General features: G+C 71.6%; 14 protein-coding genes. 8 read left to right on the top strand and 6 right to left on the bottom strand.

Annotated features, from left to right (window positions below; genetic code table 11):
- Positions 1–126: 126 nt before the first annotated feature.
- On the top strand, positions 127–945 hold the full coding sequence (locus AC6I72_RS30570) for an isocitrate lyase/PEP mutase family protein (RefSeq protein ID WP_498004370.1): 819 nt from the start codon (positions 127–129) through the stop codon (positions 943–945).
- A 179-nt stretch (positions 946–1,124) separates the two neighbouring features.
- Here the strand turns inward: AC6I72_RS30570 and AC6I72_RS30565 are convergent, their stop codons facing one another.
- A complete protein-coding gene (locus AC6I72_RS30565) occupies positions 1,125–1,691 on the bottom strand; it encodes a TetR/AcrR family transcriptional regulator (RefSeq protein WP_498004369.1) in 567 nt (188 codons plus the stop codon).
- Positions 1,692–1,839: 148 nt separating this feature from the next.
- Between AC6I72_RS30565 and AC6I72_RS30560 the strand changes: the two genes are divergently transcribed.
- Positions 1,840–3,309, top strand: coding sequence for an MFS transporter (locus tag AC6I72_RS30560; protein WP_498004368.1), 1,470 nt, complete (start codon positions 1,840–1,842; stop codon positions 3,307–3,309).
- 460 nt (positions 3,310–3,769) lie between these two features.
- Here the strand turns inward: AC6I72_RS30560 and AC6I72_RS30555 are convergent, their stop codons facing one another.
- Entirely contained in the window at positions 3,770–3,991 is a 222-nt protein-coding gene (locus AC6I72_RS30555) for a hypothetical protein (protein ID WP_037851448.1), read from the bottom strand.
- A 631-nt stretch (positions 3,992–4,622) separates the two neighbouring features.
- Between AC6I72_RS30555 and AC6I72_RS30550 the strand changes: the two genes are divergently transcribed.
- Positions 4,623–5,063 carry a VOC family protein gene (locus tag AC6I72_RS30550; RefSeq protein WP_498004367.1) on the top strand — a complete coding sequence of 147 codons (441 nt, stop codon included), beginning with the start codon at positions 4,623–4,625 and terminating at the stop codon, positions 5,061–5,063.
- Between the two features lie 141 nt (positions 5,064–5,204).
- Here AC6I72_RS30550 and AC6I72_RS30545 read toward each other — a convergent pair whose 3' ends face one another.
- Positions 5,205–6,134, bottom strand: coding sequence for a LysR family transcriptional regulator (locus tag AC6I72_RS30545; protein ID WP_498004366.1), 930 nt, complete (start codon positions 6,132–6,134; stop codon positions 5,205–5,207).
- A gap of 96 nt (positions 6,135–6,230) precedes the next feature.
- Between AC6I72_RS30545 and AC6I72_RS30540 the strand changes: the two genes are divergently transcribed.
- A complete protein-coding gene (locus tag AC6I72_RS30540) occupies positions 6,231–7,094 on the top strand; it encodes an alpha/beta fold hydrolase (RefSeq protein WP_498004364.1) in 864 nt (287 codons plus the stop codon).
- Between the two features lie 279 nt (positions 7,095–7,373).
- Positions 7,374–8,555 carry a serine hydrolase domain-containing protein gene (locus AC6I72_RS30535; protein WP_498004363.1) on the top strand — a complete coding sequence of 394 codons (1,182 nt, stop codon included), beginning with the start codon at positions 7,374–7,376 and terminating at the stop codon, positions 8,553–8,555.
- 168 nt (positions 8,556–8,723) lie between these two features.
- On the opposite strand, the gene car is transcribed toward AC6I72_RS30535, so the two are convergent.
- From car to AC6I72_RS30520, 3 genes are all read right to left on the bottom strand, one after another.
- Positions 8,724–12,233, bottom strand: a complete 3,510-nt coding sequence (gene car / locus AC6I72_RS30530; RefSeq protein ID WP_498004867.1) for a carboxylic acid reductase — start codon at positions 12,231–12,233, stop codon at positions 8,724–8,726.
- A 490-nt stretch (positions 12,234–12,723) separates the two neighbouring features.
- Positions 12,724–13,539, bottom strand: a complete 816-nt coding sequence (locus AC6I72_RS30525; protein WP_498004362.1) for an aminotransferase class IV family protein — start codon at positions 13,537–13,539, stop codon at positions 12,724–12,726.
- Between the two features lie 105 nt (positions 13,540–13,644).
- A complete protein-coding gene (locus tag AC6I72_RS30520; protein ID WP_498004361.1) occupies positions 13,645–14,241 on the bottom strand; it encodes a TetR/AcrR family transcriptional regulator in 597 nt (198 codons plus the stop codon).
- Positions 14,242–14,566: 325 nt separating this feature from the next.
- Here AC6I72_RS30520 and AC6I72_RS30515 point away from each other — a divergent pair, with 325 nt between their 5' ends.
- The 3 genes from AC6I72_RS30515 (at position 14,567) to AC6I72_RS30505 (ending at position 19,498) form a co-directional block, all read left to right on the top strand.
- Positions 14,567–15,952, top strand: a complete 1,386-nt coding sequence (locus tag AC6I72_RS30515) for an MFS transporter (protein ID WP_498004866.1) — start codon at positions 14,567–14,569, stop codon at positions 15,950–15,952.
- 665 nt (positions 15,953–16,617) lie between these two features.
- Entirely contained in the window at positions 16,618–17,886 is a 1,269-nt protein-coding gene (locus AC6I72_RS30510; RefSeq protein WP_498004360.1) for an IS701 family transposase, read from the top strand.
- A gap of 409 nt (positions 17,887–18,295) precedes the next feature.
- Positions 18,296–19,498, top strand: a complete 1,203-nt coding sequence (locus AC6I72_RS30505) for a 3-deoxy-7-phosphoheptulonate synthase (RefSeq protein WP_498004865.1) — start codon at positions 18,296–18,298, stop codon at positions 19,496–19,498.
- Positions 19,499–19,606: the final 108 nt, after the last annotated feature.

The raw sequence follows: 19,606 nt of genomic DNA, 5'->3' as shown, positions 1-19,606 counted from the left end.
TGAGTGATGCCGCTGCGCCTTCCACTGCGGCGGCTGGTGCCCGGCGAATGCGAGGGGCCGAGGCTGGGTGACCGTGGTGTCGGATTCCTGCCGGACAGGACCCTGGATCGTTGGTTGGCTGACTGCATGATCACAACGCAGATGGACAAGGCCCTCCTCTTCCGTTCCCTGCACGACGGCGCGAGCCCTCTCGCGCTCGCCAACGCCTGGGACATCGCCAGTGCCCGTGTCATCGAGGCCGCAGGGGCTCCCGCGATCGCCACCACCAGTGCCGGGATCGCCTGGTCCCTCGGTCATCCGGACGGGGAGACCTCTTCTCCCGATCACGTGGCGCAACTGATCGCCCGTATCGTGGCGGCGGTCGAGGTACCAGTCACCGCGGACATCGAGGGCGGGTACGGACAGGACGCGGCCGGTGCCGGCGAGACCGTCACACGGGTGCTGGAAGCAGGCGCGGCAGGCGTCAACATCGAGGACGGCACCCGGCCTCCGGCCGAGTTCAGGGCACGGCTGGCGGCGGCCCGGCGTGCGGCCGAGCGAGCAGGCGTGCCCCTCTTCCTCAACGCCCGCACCGACACCTACCTGTTGGGTCTCGGCGACCCCGCCACGCGGCTGAAGGACACCCTGGAACGCGCACGGGGGTACGTGGAGGCGGGCGCCGACGGCATCTTCGTGCCCGGGGTCACCGATCCCGCCACCATCGCGGAACTGGCCGCGGGCATCTCCGTACCGCTGAACATCATGGCCGGCCCCGGCGCACCGGGTGTCGCCGAGCTGGGCCGCCTCGGCGTCGCCCGCGTCAGCCTCGGCTCAGGCGTCGCCCAGGCCGCCTACGCGGCCGCCCGCCTGACCGCGCAGCAGTTGTACGGCACCGGTGACTACCACTCGCTCACCGACACCATCCCCTTCTCCGAACTGAACGGCTTGTTCCTCGGCCACCACTGACCACCAGGCTCGGCACACCCCCTGGCGTGGACCACCCCGTCCGCCCGGGACCTGAGTCCAGGGCGGTGCTGCGGGAAGTCTTCTGGGCAGCTTCGACTCCGGGACGGCAGCCGCCCCGCGAGCACCTCGCGGGGCCGCGCCACCGCGGCCGAGGGCTGATCGCGGGAACCGGGCTGAGGTCACAGCAGCCGGTCGACCAGCCCGTCGACGTACTCCGGGGTGAGCGGGACCATGCCGAACAGGACGCGGATGTACATCGGGGCCAGGATGTGGTCCAGCACGTCGAACACGTCGGGTGCGTGCTCCCCACGGTCACGGGCGCGATCGAGCAGGGACTGCAGCTGCCGGGTGCGTTCGGCGCGGAGGTCGGCGCCGGCCTGCAGTCCCTGCTGACCGCTGCTCGACAGGGCGACGGCCAGGTGCAGCACCGCCGGACCGTCGGGTCCGGTGATCTCCCGGGCCACTTGGGCCGCATAAGTACGCAGGTCGCCGGCGAGGCTCCCGGTGTCGGGCATCGGCGACCGCGCGTTGAGACGGGTGAGCGCCACGTCGCTGAGCAGGCTTTCCAGGCTGCCCCACCGGCGGTAGATGCTGCTGTCGGCCACGCCTGCGCGGGCGGCGACCTCACCGACGGTGAAGTTGCCGTAGCCCCGCTCACTGATCAGTTCGGTGACGGCCTGGTGCACCTGCGCGCCGACGCGGGCGCTGCGCCCGCCCGGCCGCCGGGCTCGCTGTCGCTCGTTCATGCCCCCACCTTAACGCAGTCGGCACTTGCGTTTGCGAGAAGGCCTCCCTATAGTCGCCTAACGCAGTCATTGACTGCATTAGAGCGCTCAGGTGTGTCGCCACCCGCGTCGACCGCGACCGGGCGCAACGGACGATCGAGGGGATTCCATGGCTGCATCGCATGCGACCGCAGGCGGTCGATCACACCGGGCCGTGCTGCTCACGGTGACCTGCCTGGGCCAGTTCATGGTCCTGCTCGACAACACGATCGTCGGAGCGGCACTGCCCGACATGCAGCACCGGCTGCACACTCAGCTGACCGGCCTGCAATGGATCGTCGACGCGTACGTACTGCTGGTCGCCATGCTCCTGCTGTCCGGCGGCGTCTTCGCCGACCGGTTCGGCCGCAAGCGGGTGTACCTGACCGGCGTGGCGGTGTTCACCGCCGCGTCACTGCTGTGCAGCCTCGCGCCCTCACTCGGCTGGCTGGTCGCCGGACGGGTGCTGCAGGGCATCGGGGCCGCGGCGCTGAGCCCTGCCTCACTCGCCCTGCTCGCCGCCGCCTACCCCGTGCCGCAAGAACGAATGAAGGCGATCGGGCTGTGGGCCGGACTCAGCGGAATCGGCCTGGCCGCGGGCCCCGTGGCCGGCGGCGTACTGACACAGGCCTTCGGCTGGCCCGCCATCTTCCTGGTCAACCTGCCCATCGGCGCGGTCCTGCTGCTCCTCGGCCTGCGCCACCTCGGCGAGTCCCGCAACCCGAATGCCCCCGCCATCGACGTCCCGGGCACGGTGCTGTCCGTTCTGGCGGTGGGGGTGATGACCTACGGGCTGATCGAGGGGGGTGCCCGTGGTTGGACCTCACCGGTCATCCTGGGCAGCTTCGCCGCCGCGGTGATCCTCCTCGCCGCCTTCGTCGCCGTCGAAGCGCGTCGCTCCGCACCGATGCTGCCGCTGCGGCTGTTCCAGCGGCGCCTGTTCACCGTGTCCAACACCGCCATGGTGGTGGTCGGGTTCGCGCTCATGGGCTCGTCGTTCTTCTTCTCCCAGTTCTTCGTGTACGTCCAGGGCAGCTCGATCCTGCGTGCCGGCCTGCAGACCCTGCCGATGTCCCTCGCCATGGTGATCGTCAGCCCGTACGCGGGCCGGCTCGCCGCCCGGTACGGCTTCCGCATCGTGGTCACCACCGGCCTGGCCCTGGCCGGCCTGGGGCTGCTGACGCTCGGCATGGTGCACGCCGACACGGGCTACGGGAACGTGTGGTGGCGGCTGGGACTCACCGGCATCGGCTTCGCCCTGACCATGTCCCCCCTGACGGGAGCCGCCATCCAAGCGGTCAGCCCGCAGGAAGGCGGCCTCGCATCAGGCATCAGCAGCACCACCCGGCAGATCGGCGCGGTGCTCGGCGTGGCGCTGCTCGGAGCCATCGTCCGCACCCGGCAATCCGGGGGCGCCTCCTTCGAGACCGGCCTCGACAGCGCCTTCCTCGCTGCCGGCACCGTCACTGTGGCCACCGCCGTGTTCACCGGCCTGTGGCTGACGAGGTCCGAGCCCATGGGAGGCTCCGCGGCCCCGCGACGTCCCACCGATCCGAGTGCGGTCAGCATCTCGAAGAAGGCTTCCGTGAACGGCCGTTGACACCGACGACCGCCCTGGCCAGGAGGAGCGCCTGCGTGTCTCCCGCTGCCCGCCCCCTCACGCACCTCACCGAGCATCACCGAGCGGCCCCACCTCCGTGTGTGCGGAGAGGAGCCGCTGCGGCGGGCATCGAGGCGGTGGCAGGCCGGGTCGGTGCGTTCCGGGGTCCGCTCCAGGAGTAACGGCTCGATCCACTCCCACTGCGCACCGAACGGCACACCTGTGCACATCGAACGGCACACCTGGACCGCCGACCGGCTGATCCGAACGATACGGCCGGCGGCGCCAGGTGGCTGCGGCACAGGTCAGGTTCGGTCGACCGGAACATCGGGTGCGTTCGGCGAACGGCCCCCTGCGGGCCGTCGACGGCGGGTGGAGGAAGAGGGCCGTCGGCCAGGAGTCCTGACGGCCGCCGGGCCCGTTCACTGCCAGGCAGGCCGACGCCCGGTGCTGAGGCCGGTCAGACCCAGATGGAGAGGCGGGCGGTGGTGGGAGTGGCGTCACAGAAGTAGCTGACCGCCTGACCCCCGGCCACATAGGCCTTGCCCGCTGCGTCGCAGGCGGCGGCGCTCGGGTACATGCCGACGTAGACGTATCCGGCAGCCTGCGCGGAAGGAGCGAGCAGCAGCGCGGCCGCGGCCAGCAGTCCGGTCAAGCCCAGGGTCGAAATCGCTTTGCGCATGGGTGTGTTGCTGCCTTCCTGTCCCGGTGACGAGCGCTCCGGTCGTGGTGATCCGGCGCTTGGTGAGCAGCCTCCTCCACAACCCGACCGAAGAGCAATGGTCTGGACCAAACCAATTCGGCCAGTAACCACCGGAGTCGACCGTGACGGACGGGTGGCCCGCAGTCTGCCCGTCGGGCGAGAAGCACCCGACGGGAACCGGGGAGCGAATTCCCCGACGGTGGGACCGTGGGCAACGGACCAAGGCCGGCACACCATCCCCCGGCGCCCCTCGAACAGAAGGCCCGGCGTGAGGGAAGGTCACGCTCGTCCGCAGTCCGGGGCTTCCATGGATGACGAGGATCGACGGCCGGCGCCACCCGACGACCCGGCCGCTCGTCGCGCTCCGCCGGGGGGCCTGGCGTCCGATGTGCGGTGGCGCCCGCGCGTCAGGCGTCACCACAAGCCGGGTGCCCCCTCCCCCTCGGTGAGGCGCAGAAGCGCCATCCTTGACCATCGAGCACGGGGAGTTTGTGGACGGGCTGCCGTTCCGGTCGTCGACATACGATGCCGAGGACGTACCGCCTGCCAGGTCCCCGCGCACGTCAGGGGCCGCCGTCGGCCGCACGCGAAAGAAGAAGGAGCAACCAGCATGGCGATTCAGCGGATGGACAACGTCGGTATCGTCGTCGAGGACATGGACGCCGCCGTCGCGTTCTTCGTGGAACTCGGTATGGAGCTGGAGGGCAGGGCGCAGGTCGAGGGCCGCTTCGCCGACCAGTGCACCGGACTCGACGGCGTCCGCTGCGACATCGCGATGCTCCGGACCCCGGACGGTCACAGCCGGCTCGAGCTGGCCAAGTACCGCAGCCCCGCGGTGATCAGCACCGAACCGCGCGACCGGCCGCACAACGTCCTGGGCACCCACCGCGTCATGTTCGCCGTCGACGACCTCGCGGACACCGTTGCCCGCCTGCGGCCTCACGGCGCCGAACTCCTCGGCGAGATCGCCCGGTTCGAGGACAGCTATCTGCTCTGCTACCTCCGGGGCCCGGAAGGCATCATCGTGGGACTGGCCCAACAACTGCGCTGAGTCTTCGCTCAGGGCCCGGCTCATCCATCAGCCGGACGTCCACGGCCTCCCGGTCCGGCTGTGGTGGGCGGGCACCGGGCCTGGACCGGTCGCGGTGTGCGGTGGACCGGTCGAAGGGCGCAGGCGGAACCGTGTCCGGTCTCACGGGCGGTCCAACCGGCGATCGAGCGCGGCACCGACGTCGGGGCAGTTCCTGCGGACGCAGTCGAGGAAGGCGCCCAGCACGGGCGAGCGGTCCCGGTCGGCGAAGGACAGGACCAGGTCGGGAAGTGCCGTGCGCGGGGTCACTTCACAGAACCAGATCCCCGGGCGCGGGGCCGACAGCATGCGGGAGGGACCGAGGCCCACGCCGATCCCGCAGGCGGCCAGACCGATGATGGTGTGCACGTCTCTGGCGGTGGTCGCACCGTCCAGTGCGGCGGCGTCCTCGTCCAGCAGGGTGCGCAACCCCGCGGCGACCGCGGGCTCGTCCTCTCCGGCGGCCACGATCAGCGGCTGCCGCCGCAACTGGTCCACGCTCACCGACGCCTGTCCGGCGTAGGGATGCGCGCTGCTGACGACGGCGATCAGGCGGTCGTGCCCTACCGGGACGGACACCAGGTGCTCGGCCCCGGCCCCGCGGGGCGGTCCCAGGGTGACGGCCACGTCCAGTTCTCCGGCGATGAGGGCGGTGGCGCTGCGGCCGGATGCCATCTCGTGCAGCTCCAGCCGTACATCGGGCCGCTCGCGGCCGAACCGGCCCAGAACCTCCGGCAGCGGGTCGAGCAGCGCGGAGGCCACGAAGCCCAGGCGCAGCCGGCCCGTCTCGCCGCGCGCGGCCCGGCCTGCGTCGGCCATGGCCGCCGTCATCTCCTCCAAGGCCCGCCGCGCCCGGGCGAGGAACGCCTCGCCCGCGGCGGTCGGGAACACCCCCTGGCGCGTACGGTCGAACAGCCGGGCCCCGGTCTCGCGCTCCAGGTCGGCGATCTGTTTGGACAGCGGAGGCTGCGCGATGCCCAGCGCGCGGGCGGCCCGGCCGAAGTGTCCGTGCTCGGCGACAGCGAGCGCATACCGAAGATGCCGCGCCTCCACGACCGTGTACCACCCTCCATACACAAAAAGTATCGCCGCCCAGTGTGTCATCTCTTCCGCTGGATGACCCAGCCGTCACCGGCTGGGATGGGAGGCGTGACACCCACTCTGAACACCGCGGACACCGATCTGCACACCACCGTCTTCGTTCTCGTCCACGGCGCCTGGCACGGCTCGTCGCAGTGGGCGGCGACGCAGCGCGCACTCGCCGGACTCGGGGCCGCGAGTGTGGCCGTCGACCTGCCCGGCCACGGCTTCGACGCTCCTGTGCCCAGCGGGTACCTGCTGCCTGGTCGGCCGGGGCTGCCGACCGAGAGGTCGCAGCTCGCCGACGTGACGATGGACGACTGCGCCGATGCGGTCCTGGACACGCTGCGCCGGGTCCGCCGCTACGGCCGTGTGGTGCTCGTCGCCCACAGCGCGGGCGGCGGCCCCGCGTCACTGGCCGCGGAGCGTGCGCCCGAGCTGGTCGACCGCCTCGTCTACCTCTCCGCGTTCGTCCCCGCCGCCCGCGCCCGGTTCTTCGACTACCTCGGCGCCCCGGAGAACTCCACCGCACGGGGTCAGGGCCTCAACCTCGGTGATCCCGCCGCGCTGGGCGCCGTACGGATCGACCCCCTCTCACCGGACCCCGCCTACGTCGAGGAGTTGCGGCAGACCCACTACCACGACACGCCCGCCGACCGCTTCGACCGCTGGCGCCTCGCGCTCAGTCCCGACCTGCCGCTGGCCGTACCGGCGACCCCCGTGATCCTGACCGCGGGACGGTGGGGGCGTGTCCCGCGCACCTTTGTGCGCTGTGCGGAGGACCGGGCGCTGACGCCGGCCGTACAGGATCTGATGATCGCGGAGGCCGACCGGGCCATGCCGGGCGAGCCGTTCACCGTCCGCACCCTGCCGGGCAGCCACAGCCCGTTCGCCGCCCGGCCGCGGGAACTGGCCGAGGCCCTGGTCCGGTGAACGGCCGCCGCTTCCTGCTGCCGGTGCGGGCTGAGCGCCACCTCGGTGCAGGGGCTCGACGTCACGACCGCGCAGATCGCCGCTCCGGCCATCCAGTCCGGCGTGGGCGGGGGTCCCGGCGGGGCGGCTCGTGCCGGTCCGGCACACCCTCGCGTACGCGTGCCCGGGGTCGATGTGGTGAGGCCGGACCGGCGACGGCCCACGCTGGGGGTATCCCCCGTTCCGATCGTGGGGTGCGCCGGATCGCGCCCCGTCGGGCGGCGGAACTAGCGTCCAGCCATGACTTCGACTCTGCGCAAGCACCTGGTCATGGCGCTCGGTGTCGTTACGCTGTTCACCGCCGGGGTGGCCCCCGCCGTCGCTCAGCCCGCCGGCCCCTCTCCCGCGGAGCGGCTACGCCGTGACACCGAGGCGATCCACGCCCTCGGTGTGAGTGGGGTGCAGGCCCGCGTGGTCGCGCCCGACGGCCGGCAGTCGGTCGCCACTAGCGGTACCGCCGACCTGAAGACCGGCCGCCCGGTCTCTTCCGGCGGTTACTTCCGCATGGCCAGCACGTCCAAGACGCTGATCGCTACCGTGGTCCTCCAACTGGAGGCCGAGGGGCGGCTGTCCCTGGACGACACGGTCGACCACTGGCTGCCCGGAGTGGTGCGGGGCAACGGCAACGACGGCAGTCGGATCACCCTCGGCCAACTGCTCCAGCACACCAGTGGCATCCACGACGCCCTGCCCGGATACACCACGCCGGAGGAGTACTACCAGCAGCGCCACGACGTCTACGAACCCGAGCAGCTGGTCGACCTCGCCATGGCCCACGAGCCGGACTTCCCGCCCGGCAAGGGCTGGGCGTACTCCAACACCGGCTACGTCCTGCTCGACATGATCGTCCAGAAGGCCTCCGGGCACCCTGCCCGCCAAGAGATCGCCAACCGCGTCCTGCGCCCGCTGGGTCTCGACCAGACCCGGTGGACGGGCACCTCGCCCGCCCTGCCCCAGCCGCACGCCCGTGCTTACCAGTTCTTCGGTCCCGGTTCCCGGGTGGACGTCACCGACCAGATACCGGTGGACCACGAGAACCTCTCGTGGGTCACGACCACTCGGGACGAGAACCGCTTCCTCCGCGCGCTGCTCGGCGGCCGCCTGCTACCGGCACGGCAGCTGGCCAAGATGAAGGAGACCCGCCCCGTGAGCGCGGAGGCGGAACGGCTCTGGCCCCACGGCCGATACGGGCTCGGTCTGGTCGAGCGCCCTCTGACCTGCGGAGGAACCTACTGGAGCCATGAGGGCGGGGACGGCGGCTACATCACCCTCAACGGTGTCACCGAGGACGGGCGTCGAAGCGCTGTCGTCTCCATGTCCGAGGCACGCGGCGACACCCCGAAGCACATCCTGGAGCAGGAGAACGCGGCCGGCGTCCTCATCGACCACGCACTGTGCGCCGGGAGCCCCGGCACCCGGTGAGCGCGGAGGTGTCCTCGCTGTGGGCGGTGAACACAGCGAGGCGCTCCCCTGGTGCCGCGGATCGGCGCCGCCTGCCCCTGCCTCTCATGGCCCCTTTCGGCTGCGTGTTCCCGCGGCGGGCGGCGGGAGCCGCCCCGAACGCGTCATGGGTTCGTCCGGGGGTTCCCTTCAGTCCTGTGCCGCGGGGGCCCGGGTGTTCATCAGCGGCTGGAGGTCCGTGGCGTATTTGCGGATGAGGCCGGGTGACAGGTGCGGGATGTCGTGGGCCGTTCCCACGCCGGTCCGCCGGACGGCTGCCTGGAAGCGGGCCGAGGGGATGACCGAGCCGGGGTACGGTCGTTCGGGGGTGCGGTAGCCGTGCAGCAGCGGCAGGACGGAGTGTTGCCGCTGGCTCTCCGGGAGGGCGCGCAGGGCCGCCTCCAGCCGGACCAGCCAGTCGTCGTAGTCGGTGATCCGTTCGATGCCGTGGCCGTCCGCGGCCAGCCAGTCCACGAAGGTGTCCAGGCAGACCCCGTCGTCGTGCGGGTTCACCAGGCTGTAGGTGCGGTACCCCGAGGTGGCCCCGCCCAGGGCGGCCACGGAGGCCGCGGTGAAGTCCACCGGCAGGCCGTCGTAGTGCGGCCGGGCCGCGCCGTCGCCGTCCGTGCGGTAGAAGGAGCGCGGGGCGAGTCCTGTGGCGAGGACGCTGAACAGCAGCCGGCTGAACATGTCGGGCACGTTCAGCTGTCCGGCGTACCGGCTGTGGGCGAGGATCATGTTGGAGCGGAACACCGTCACCGGCAGGCCGTGCAGCTCGTGGGCCTCGCGCAGCAGCACCTCGCCCGCCCACTTGCTGGTGGCGTAGCCGCCGGCGTAACCGTCGTCGACGGGCTGGACGGGCAGTTCGGTGCGTACGTCGCAGTCCTCGTCCAGCGGGTCGCCGGCGGGGGACGTGGAAACAGCCACGCTGGAGATGTACGTGACCGGTTTGAGCTTCGTGGTCAGGGCGAGCCGGATCACCTCGGCGGTCCCGACGACGTTGGCCTCGAAGAGGTGGTCGTAGGGCAGTACGTGGTTGACCAGTGCGCCCGCGTGGACGATCAGGTCCACGTCGGCGGCGAGGCGTTCCCGGTCCGCCTCCTGCAGTCCGAGGCCGGGTTCGGCGATGTCACCGGCGAGGACCTCCAGGTGTCCGTCGGCCAATGTCTTGAAGGTGTGTGTCAGTTCCGCGTCCGCGCTGCCGTAGGCGTCGGTCAGCCGGCGGCGGGCGGACACGGCGTCCCGGCCGCGGACCACGACCGTCAGCCGGCCGTCCACGGGGGCGAGCCGCTGGAGCCACTCCAGGGTGAGGAAGCGTCCCAGGTATCCGCTGGCGCCGGTCAGCAGGACGTGGCGCGGCTCACCGGTGGGCCGCGGCAGTTCGCGGGTGGCGTCCAGCAGGCGCGCGTCGAGGAACCGGTCGAGGGTGAGGTCCTTGGCGTGCACGTGGGTGGCGCCGGCGCCGTGCACCGAGGCGAAGGCCGGCCGGTTCGCGGTGGTGGTGCGCTTGGCCTCGATGTAGGCGGCGAGCTGCCGCAGATCGTGCGCGGGGCTGATGATGACGTCGACCGGCACCCGGAATCCGAAGGCACCCTGGAGCAGGTCGGACAGGGACACCGCCGACAGCGAGTCGCCGCCCAGGTCGCGGAAGTGCGCGTCGGGGCTCACCTCGGCCGAGGTGCCGGCGAGGACCGCTCGCGCGGCTCGCTGAACGGTCTCCAGCACGGGCCGGGTGGCGCCGCTGCGGCGGACCTCGTTCAGTTCGTCGTTCTCGCGGGCGGCGATGTCGGCGTACAGCCGCTCCAGGCGCTCGCCGTAGCGTTCCAGCAGTCTGGGCCAGAGCAGCTTGCGGTGGTCGGAGAGCAGCCCGTTGGCCTGGCTGAACGGCTCGGTCTCCAGGAGAAGGCCGCGGGGTATCTCGTAGGAGTTCAGGCCGCGCTCGCGGGCGATGTCCCGGAAGGAGGCCTCCAGGAGCTGTTCGAGCCGCTGCGGGTCGTCGCCGTACCGGGCCAGGGCGTCCTCGGTGGGGACGACGACGGCGAGCAGGTAGGAGCGTTCGCTGTTGCCGTGGACGAAGATCTGCCGGACCAGCGGGGCGGCGGCGAAGACCGCCTCCAGGCGCGCGGTCGCCACGAACTCGCCCTGGGAGAGCTTCAGGACGCTCTTGCGGCGGTCCACGACGGCGATCCTGTCGGGTGCCAGCTCGGCGACGATGTCGCCGGTCCGGTAGTAGCCGTCGGCGTCGAAGAGTTCGGCCGTCAGCTCCGGCTGCCGGTAGTAGCCGGGGACCACGGAGTCGGACTTGAGCAGCAACTCACCGCGCGGGTAGGGGGTGTCGGTGCTGAAGTATCCCAGCTCCGGTACGTCGGCGAGACGGTAGTCGGTCACCGGGGGGCGCAGCAGCTCGCCGTCGACGGAGATGCCGGCGGCCTCCGTCGAGCCGTACACGTTGTGCAGGGGGATGCCGAGCAGGGACTCGGTGAACTCGGTGAGTCCGGCCGACAGGGGGGCCGAGCTGTTGCTGGCCCAGGTGACGCGGCCGCCGAGGACGTCCTCGCGCAGGTGACGGCGCACCTCGTCCGCCGCTGCCTCGGGGTGTGCGCCCTCGTCGACGCGGCGGCTCAGCTCGCTCTGGTAGCGCTGGTGCAGCAGCTCGCACACGCGCGGTACCAGGGACAGTTCGGTGGGCCGGATGAGCGCGATGTCCTCGAAGAACGTGGACAGGTCGCTGGAGGCGGTGAAGCAGGTCGTTCCGCCGCGCACCAGCGCGTTCTTGAGCGAGGAGTGGCCGGCGACATGGCTCATCGGCATGTAGTTGACGGTGACGACGTCGGTGCCGGCGAAGAGCTTGGACCAGGCGCCGCCCCACATCGCCCGGGCCAGCCTCTCGGTGTACATGGCGCCCTTCGGGGTGCCGGTGCTGCCGGAGGTGTAGATGAGCATGGCGAGCGGGTCCTCGTCGTCGCCGGGTGTGTACAGCGGGGCCGGGAGCAGGGTCTCGGCGCGGTCGAGGAGGTCCGTGAGCGCGGTGACATCGATGTTCCGGCCGGAGCCGGTGAGGCGTTCACGTGCCTCAAGGAAACGTTCCTTCTCGTCGTCGGCCCCGGGGTGGTGGTCGAAGACGACGAGGCGGCGCACCGACGGCGTCCTCAGTGCCAGTTCCGTTCCCTCGGCCAGTCGCTCGCTGCTCGCGGCGATCAGCGTGGGCTCGGTCTCGGCGGTGATCGACGCCAGCTGGTCCAAGGGCGCGCTGGTCTGCAACGGGACGGTGACGGCGCCGAGATGGATGCAGGCGAGGTCGAGGGTGGCGTAGTCGCGGCTGGTGAAGCCGAGCAGGGCCACGCGGTCGCCGGCGTTCAGCGGGTGCTCGGGGTGGTGGTGCCATTCGCCGGCCACCGCGCGGATCCGGTCCCACAGCTCGCGGTAGGTGGTGGTTTCGTAGCGGGGCAGCAATCGGGCGGACACGCGCCCGGTCCGGGCGTCGCGCACGAATTCCCTGGAGCGTTCACCGACCGCCGGCCGGTCCGCGTGGCGCTCAAAGACGTTTTCCATGACTTGCGCGAGTCGCAATGTGGTCTCCGCGTCGCATAGGTGGACGGACGTGTGGGGCGTGCACGGACGTGTTACAGAAGCCGGAAAGGGGCGCGGGGTGCGAGGCAGGGGGACGCGCGTCGTGTGAGGAACGGCCCGGGCGGGCGGCGCCGCACCGGGGATCCTGGCGCGATGCTATGCGCGGGGAGTCGGGTGCGGTGAGAAAGACGGTGAGGTTCTGTCAGGTCGTCGGCCCGGCCCTCCCGTGACGGCGCGTGTCCGGTGGGACGTCGGCTCGGGGGGCCGAAGCAAGCGCCGGTGGGCGGGGGGCTACCGGGGCGTGCCGCGCGGGAGGTCCGGGCGGATTCCTCCCACCGCTGCCGCTGGGGGCTCCCGCGGGCGGGCCGCGCGGGAGCCCTGGGCCGGTGGACACGGAGAAGGGGCGGGGCGCCAGGGCGTGTTTCGAAAGTGGCGCTGTCAGGGCGGGCCCCGCGGCGTCTGGTGCTGTGATCGCGAGGCGGAGGGTCGTCCTCGTGCTGGGCGTACGTGGACGATCCCGACAACGCGGCGAGCGCGCGTGCCAGGCGTCGCGGGGCAGGCGGGACTTTCGGAACACGCCCTAGACGGCGCTGAGGGGTTCGCGGCCGTAGGCGTCGTGCAGGAGGTCGAGGAAGGCCTGGGCCCGGGGCAGCCGTACGCCGTCGATGCGGTGCACGGCGACTCCGGGGGTCCAGGAGTTCAGCAGGGCGCAGCCGGCCAGCTCGGGCAGATCGTCCACGGTCAGTTCCGCCTCGCGCTGCGGGACGCCGAGGAGGGCGAGCTGCCGCCGGACGATGCCCATGGTGATGCCGCCCAGCATCTCTGCGACGGGCCACACCACGGCCAAGCCGTCCCAGAAGGCGAGGTTCCAGATGGAGGCCTCACTCAGCCGTCCCCGGCGGTCGAGGAAGACGGCGTCGTCGAAGCCCTGTGCGGCGGCCTGCCGCAGGAAGTACGTCTTGGCCGGTTCGCCGACGTGCTTGACGGACGGCAGGAAGCGTTCGTGCGGTACGGCCATGAGGGCCAGCGGCCCCTCGGGGCCGTCGGAGGGCGGTGCGGTGCGGATGAGCAGGGCGGGAGCGGTCTCCGGGCCGGCCGCCGTGAACTCGCCGCCCGGGAGGTAGCACGTGGCCACGAGCGAGGTGTCGGCGGGCGCCTCCTTCAGCGCCACGCGCAGCTGGGCCAGGACCTGGTCGTCGGGGAGGGCGTGGCCGTACAGCTCGAGCGAGCCGCGGCGCAGCCGCTCCAGGTGGAGGTCGAGTCCGCGGATCCGGCTGTCGCGCACCTGCATGGCCGTGAAGTGGGCGAATCCCATGAAGGCGAGCGGGACGAGGTCCGCGGCGGTGGGCGTCTCGCCGTCTCGCCATGCGAGGTGGCGGGGGGTCGTTCGGGTCATGTCCCGGAGAACGACGCCCTTTCCGGGAGGACACGATCAAGCGCCGTACGGGTGACGCGACCTGACTAGGCGTCAGGCCCCTGCCTCTCCGGTGTCACTCACCGGTCACGCTCCCTTCGCCTGCCGTTCGAGCCCGTCGAGGAGTACCTCGAGACCCGCCTCGACATCGGCCTCGGTGGGCCGGATCGGTGACTGCGCGGGCTCGTCGTCCCCGGGGAGCAGCTGCTGCGCGACGCTCTGGATCGAGGCGCCCTGGACGTAGGACCACACGGTCAGCGTCAGCGTGCGGGCCAGTTGCGGGTCGTCCGTGAGGCCCGCCAGGGCGTCCGTCATCCAGTCCAGACACGTCGTGTCGCTGAAATGACGGGCGGAGGCCTGGGTGACCAGGGTCCAGGGATGCTTGCGGTAGACCTCGCGGTCGAGGGCGACCGCGAGCCGGACCGCGTCGCGCCACTGCGGCGGCGCCGGGGTCGGATAGGGGTGCTCCTCGCAGACCGCGCGGGTGATCGCGGTGAGCAGTTCGTCCTTGTTGGCGATGTGCCGGTACAGGGACATGACGCCCGAGTCGAGGTCGTTCGCGAGCCGCCGCATGGACAGCGCCGCGATGCCTTCGGCGTCGGCGATGCGGATGGCGGCGTTGATGATGGCGCGCCGGGTGAGCCCTGGTGAACTCGCCTGACGGCCTTGCGTCTTGATGGCCATGCTGTAGTCTAACCAGCGGCGTGGGTACACTGTACGCACTCACACGCGTACACCGTACGCAACGTGTCTCGCGTACGGCACACACGCCCGCCCGGCACCCGCCGGACGCCTTTCCCGACGCGCATCGCACCCCCCTTCCCCTTCGCGCACCCTTGTGCGTACATCGTACGCACCGTATGCCGAACGAGACGACCACGGTGCGCACCACCGCGCACCGCCTCCTGAAAGGTTCCCTGTGACTTCCCTGGACTTAGTCGCGGAGCGCGCCGACCGGCGCGCCTGGCTGGGCCTGCTGATCGTGCTCGGCCCGGTCGCCCTCGTCGCGATGGACGGCTCCGTGCTCTACCTCGCGATGCCGAGCATCACCTCCGCGATCACCCCCACCACGGACCAGGCGCTGTGGATCCTCGACATCTACGGCTTCGTGGTCGCGTCGCTGCTCATCGCGTTCGGCAATCTCGGTGACCGCTACGGCCGGCTCAAGTTCCTCCTGGCGGGCGCCGCGGTCTTCGGGGCCGGTTCAGTCGGCGCGGCGCTCTCGCCGACCCCGGAGGTCCTCATCGGCTGCCGGGCGCTCATGGGACTCGGCGGCGCGACGCTGCTGCCCTCCGGCCTCGCGATCATCAGCAACCTCTTCCTCAACCCCAAGCAGCGCGCCCAGGCCATCGGCATCTTCGCGGCGACCTTCGCGGCCGGCTTCGCGATCGGCCCCATCGTCGGCGGACTGCTGCTCAACCACTTCTCGTGGGGTTCGGTCTTCCTCATCAACATCCCGGTCGTCATCCTGTTCCTCGCGTTCGCGCCCTTCCTGCTCAAGGACGTGCGCGAGTCGAGCCCCGGCCGGGTGGACGCGCTCAGCGTGCTGCTGTCCGCGGTCGGCATCCTGCTGACCGTCTACTCCGTGAAGTCGGCCGCCGCCTCGGGCCTCTCCCCCACCCAGCTGGGCACCGGCATCGTCGGCGTAGCGATCGTGGCGCTCTTCGTGCGCAGGCAGTTCGGTCTGCCGCAGCCACTGCTGGACCTGCGGCTCTTCCGCGACCGGGTGTTCACCGTCGCGATCCTCACCGGCCTGCTCTCCCTGGTGGCCTGGGCCGCCGCCGGCTATCTCAGCGGCGTCTACCTCCAGTCCGTCCTCGGGCACAGCGTGCTGAGCGCGGCGTTGCTGGCGGTGCCCGGCGCGACGGTACTCACCGTGACCTGTGTCGGGACCACCGCGATCGTCGACCGTGTCGGCAAGCGCGCGGCCCTGATCACCTCACACTTCGCCATGGGCATCGGCCTCTCCCTGATGCTGCTCACCGGGGTTCTCGGCGGGGTCACGGCGTTCGTCGCCTCCACCGTGATCGCGGGCATCGGCTACGGCCTGTCCTTCAGCCTCGTCGCCGAGACGGCCGTTGCGGCGGTGCCCGCCGAACGGGCCGGATCGGCGGCCTCCATCGCCGAGATGAGCAACGAACTCGGCAACGCGCTCGGCATCTCCCTGCTGGGCTCCCTGGCCGCCGTGTGCTTCCGGCTCCTCGGTCCCGACCTCGCGGGGACGCTGCCGGAGACCCTGGAGCGGCCCGGCGTCAGTGCGGCCGCTGTCGAGGACGCCAAGAACGCCTTCGTCTCCGGCATGCACGTGGCGATCGCCGTCGCGAGTCTGCTCTCGCTGGGGCTCGGCTACCTCGCCGTGCGCTGGGTGCCGCGCGAGAAGGCGCCGGCCGCGTAGGCGGCGCGCCGCCAGGTGTGGCGTACCGGCGGGTGCGGCACCCCAGCGGGGCGCGGCATACCGCCGGATGTGCCGAGTACGGCGACCGGCGGCAGGCGGGGCGGGGCACGGCGGGCGACGGAGCACGACGGGCGGTGGTATGCGGCGGGCGGCGCTCGTGGCGGGCACCGGACACGTCTCTCGCGGGCGGCCGGCGAGGCAGGACGGTGCCGGCGGGCAGCCGCTCGCGGGTGACACCGCAGGCCACCATCTGCGCGCATCCTCGCCGCCGCCCGGGCCGTCCGGCGCCCACACCGGGGCGGCTGCCGCTCCATCAGACTGGCGCGATAGCAGCTTGACCGACGCTTGAGAGTCAATTTACCCGTCGACGACTTGACACTCTCTCTCCGTACAGTGGTCCTCACCGTGGGCGACCATTACAGTCGGCAGGGCTCTCGTGGGAGGGCGTCACGACGGTCCACGGAGGTCGGGGATGGCATCGCGCGTCGAGCGAAGGGCGCCCGGAACCCGGACATGCGCGACTCCCGCGGCGCGCGCCGGGCGGTCCGCCCGATGTCCCCGCCCACGGCGCTGACTCCCCCAGGTCGCCGAATTCCGTACCCGACTGCCCGCCGTGGCACTCGCGTGCGTGTCTTGCGCGTCTTAACCGGATCCCAAGGAGACCCATGACCTACGTCGACGTGCATCCCGAGATCTCCGGACGAGCTGTTCTCCCTTCCCTGGCGCCACACCCGCGTGACGTGGTGTTCGACCAGCTGACGCCCCGCCTCTTCGCCTCCCTGGTCCGCAGCGACCAGCACCGCAAGGCTCTGTATTACTTACGCGGGCTGCTGGAGGCCGAGGGGCGCAAGTCCATCCGCGCCATCGCCGCACTGTTCGGCGACGACGTCTCCGAACAGAACCTGCACCACTTCGTGTCGTCCTCCACATGGGACTGGATGCCCATGCGGCGGGCGCTCGCGGAGCATCTGACGGGCGTGACGCACCCGCAGGCCTGGGTGGCCCGGCTCATGATCATCCCGAAGTCCGGCCGTCATTCCGTGGGCGTGGGCCGGCACTTCTTCCCGTCACTCGGCCAAGTGCTCAACGCGCAGCGCGCCATCGGGGTGTGGGCGGCGTCCGAAGAGGCGACGGCGCCGGTCAACTGGCGACTGCACCTGCCCGGGACCTGGCTCAAGGACCACCAGCGCCGCAGCCAGGTCGCCATACCCGACGGCGCCGGTCCGGAGACCCTGACGGAGTCCCTCGCCAGGGTCTGCGCCGAGACGCTCCTCGGCTGGAACCTGCCCCCGCGCCCGCTCGTCGTGGACAGCGACGAGGTGCACGCGGCCACGCTCTTTCGGGAGTTCGCGGAGTCGGGCATCCCGTTGCTGGTGCGGGCCTGTGACGGCCTGGCCCTGACCGTCACCGACCCGCTGCTGCCGGCGGGCGAGGGCCAGACGATGGTCGCGGAGCAGATCATGGGGATGGCCCGGGACCTGCGGCGGCCCGCCCACCGGGGCGACGCGCGGGCGGACACCACCCGTCACACCCACTTGGCCGCCACCGTCCGCGTCGCCCTGCCGGACCCGGGCGGGTGGGCCGCGAGCCGGGGCGAACTGGCCCTGCTCGGTGTGGAGGACGCGCGCGGGCGCGGACCGGCCCAGCTGTGGCTGACCAACATGACCGGTGTGCAGCCCGCCCTGCTGGTGCGGCTGACCGGGCTCACCGAGAAGGTGGGCACGGACTTCACGGAGATCTCCGAGGAGGTCGGCATCCGGGACTTCACGGGGCGCTCCTTCGGCGGCTGGCACCGGCACGTCACCCTCGCCTCGGCGGCGCACGCGATCGTGTCCCTGGCCGGCCGCGCCCGCCAGGGGACTTCGTCCGCGTCGGGCCGGATCAGGGAGCGCGGGCAGGTGCCGTGCGTCGAAAGCCACAGGAGGGTGTCCTGAAGGATTCTGTCCCGACCGGTCCCCGCCCTCTTTCCGCCTTTCCGGTCCCCGCTCCCTCGGCCGCCCTTCCGTGTCCCCCCGCATTTCCCATCTGATTTCGTCGCCGGTCAGGCGGCCCATTCGGCCGCCTGACTTTTTCCGTTCACCCCCGCGTCACCGCCGGACTTGACGGATCACGGAACACCTGACACATCGCGGCGCAAATCATTGGCACGGCATTCACACACCGACATGATCAGTCGTGCCGATGAGAGTCGGCCTTCGGACGGGGGTAGTCCCAGCACGGCGTCACCGCCGTTCTCTCATGCTCGCTTTTCTTTTTCCCCGTCCACCGCTCTTGATCCCACGTGAATGGAACACGGCGCGCGAAGGCCGTGGTCCATGCCGACGATCCGTGATCGGAGAACCAGTGGACGACGTACTGCTCGACCTCGAGGACGAGAAGGCCCTTCATCAGCCGCCGTGGGAGGACAGCGCACAAGTGGCTGAGGTCCGCGGCGCACTCATGCGGCGCACCCCGCTGGTGGCGGCCGAGGACGTGGACCGGCTGCACACCCTGCTCGCCCGGGTGGCGGACGGCGAAGCCCACGTGATGCAGGCGGGCGACTGCGCCGAGGACTTCGCGGAAAGCACCGCCGACGACGTGGCGCGCAAGACGGGCCTGCTCAACATGCTGGCCGGTGCCCTGGAGATGGAGAGCGGCCGGCCGGTGGTGCGCGTGGGCCGGATCGCCGGCCAGTACGGCAAGCCCCGCTCGCAGCCCTTCGAGCGCGTCGGCGGCCTCGAACTGCCTACCTACCGCGGGCACATGGTCAACAGTCCCGTCCCGGACGCGCAGTCGCGCAGGCCCGACCCGCTGCGCATCCTGACCGGCTACGACGCCGCGCACCGGGTGATGCGCCACCTCGGCTGGCACGGCCCCCGCAGCAGCACCCCCATCGGCGCACCGGTGTGGACCAGCCACGAGGCGCTGCTGCTGGACTACGAGCTGCCCATGGTGCGCCGGCGGGAGGACGGACGTCTGCTGCTCACCTCGACGCACTGGCCGTGGATCGGGGAGCGGACCCGGCAGACCGACGGCGCGCATGTCACTCTGCTCGCCTCCGTCACCAACCCCGTGGCGTGCAAGGTGGGTCCCGCCATGACCGCCGAGGAGCTGCTCGCGCTGTGCGAGCGGCTCGACCCGGCCCGCACGCCGGGCCGGCTGACCCTGATCGCCCGGATGGGCGCCGACACGGTCGCCGAGCGGCTGCCCGGGCTGGTCGCCGCGGTGCGTGCGGCCGGACACCCGGTGATCTGGCTGAGCGATCCCCTGCACGGCAACACCGTCACCGCTCCCGGCGGACTCAAGACCCGTCTGGTGCGTACGGTCACGCGGGAGATCGAACAATTCCTGGCCGCGGTCATGGCCGAGGGGGGTGTCGTGGGCGGGCTGCATCTGGAGACCACCCCCGACGACGTCAGCGAGTGCGTGGCGGACGAGTCCGCCCTCGACACGGTCGGCACGGCGTACACCACCTTCTGCGACCCGCGGCTCAACCCGGCCCAGGCCCTCGCGGCGGTCGGCGCCTGGTCTGCGAGCCGGGCGGGCGTCTCGCCCGTCGCCGCCTGACTCCGGCGCCGCACCGACCCCGGCGCTCACCGATTCCGCCGCCTCACCGTGCCCCGGCCCCGGGTGGACTCCCCGCCCCAGCGCCGCGCGCCGACGCCGGTGCCTCAC

This window comes from Streptomyces sp. Xyl84, from assembly GCF_059731885.1.
Note: the sequence above shows the minus strand (reverse complement) of the source record. Positions and strands in the feature narration are given on the sequence as shown.

Bases quoted from the DNA above. Each gene is read 5' to 3' on its own strand.
- AC6I72_RS30570 (WP_498004370.1), top strand. From the start codon at position 127: ATGATCACAACGCAGATGGACAAGGCCCTCCTCTTCCGTTCCCTGCAC.
- AC6I72_RS30565 (WP_498004369.1), bottom strand. From the start codon at position 1,691: ATGAACGAGCGACAGCGAGCCCGGCGGCCGGGCGGGCGCAGCGCCCGC.
- AC6I72_RS30560 (WP_498004368.1), top strand. From the start codon at position 1,840: ATGGCTGCATCGCATGCGACCGCAGGCGGTCGATCACACCGGGCCGTG.
- AC6I72_RS30555 (WP_037851448.1), bottom strand. From the start codon at position 3,991: ATGCGCAAAGCGATTTCGACCCTGGGCTTGACCGGACTGCTGGCCGCG.
- AC6I72_RS30550 (WP_498004367.1), top strand. From the start codon at position 4,623: ATGGCGATTCAGCGGATGGACAACGTCGGTATCGTCGTCGAGGACATG.
- AC6I72_RS30535 (WP_498004363.1), top strand. From the start codon at position 7,374: ATGACTTCGACTCTGCGCAAGCACCTGGTCATGGCGCTCGGTGTCGTT.
- AC6I72_RS30525 (WP_498004362.1), bottom strand. From the start codon at position 13,539: ATGACCCGAACGACCCCCCGCCACCTCGCATGGCGAGACGGCGAGACG.
- AC6I72_RS30520 (WP_498004361.1), bottom strand. From the start codon at position 14,241: ATGGCCATCAAGACGCAAGGCCGTCAGGCGAGTTCACCAGGGCTCACC.
- AC6I72_RS30515 (WP_498004866.1), top strand. From the start codon at position 14,567: ATGGACGGCTCCGTGCTCTACCTCGCGATGCCGAGCATCACCTCCGCG.
- AC6I72_RS30510 (WP_498004360.1), top strand. From the start codon at position 16,618: ATGACCTACGTCGACGTGCATCCCGAGATCTCCGGACGAGCTGTTCTC.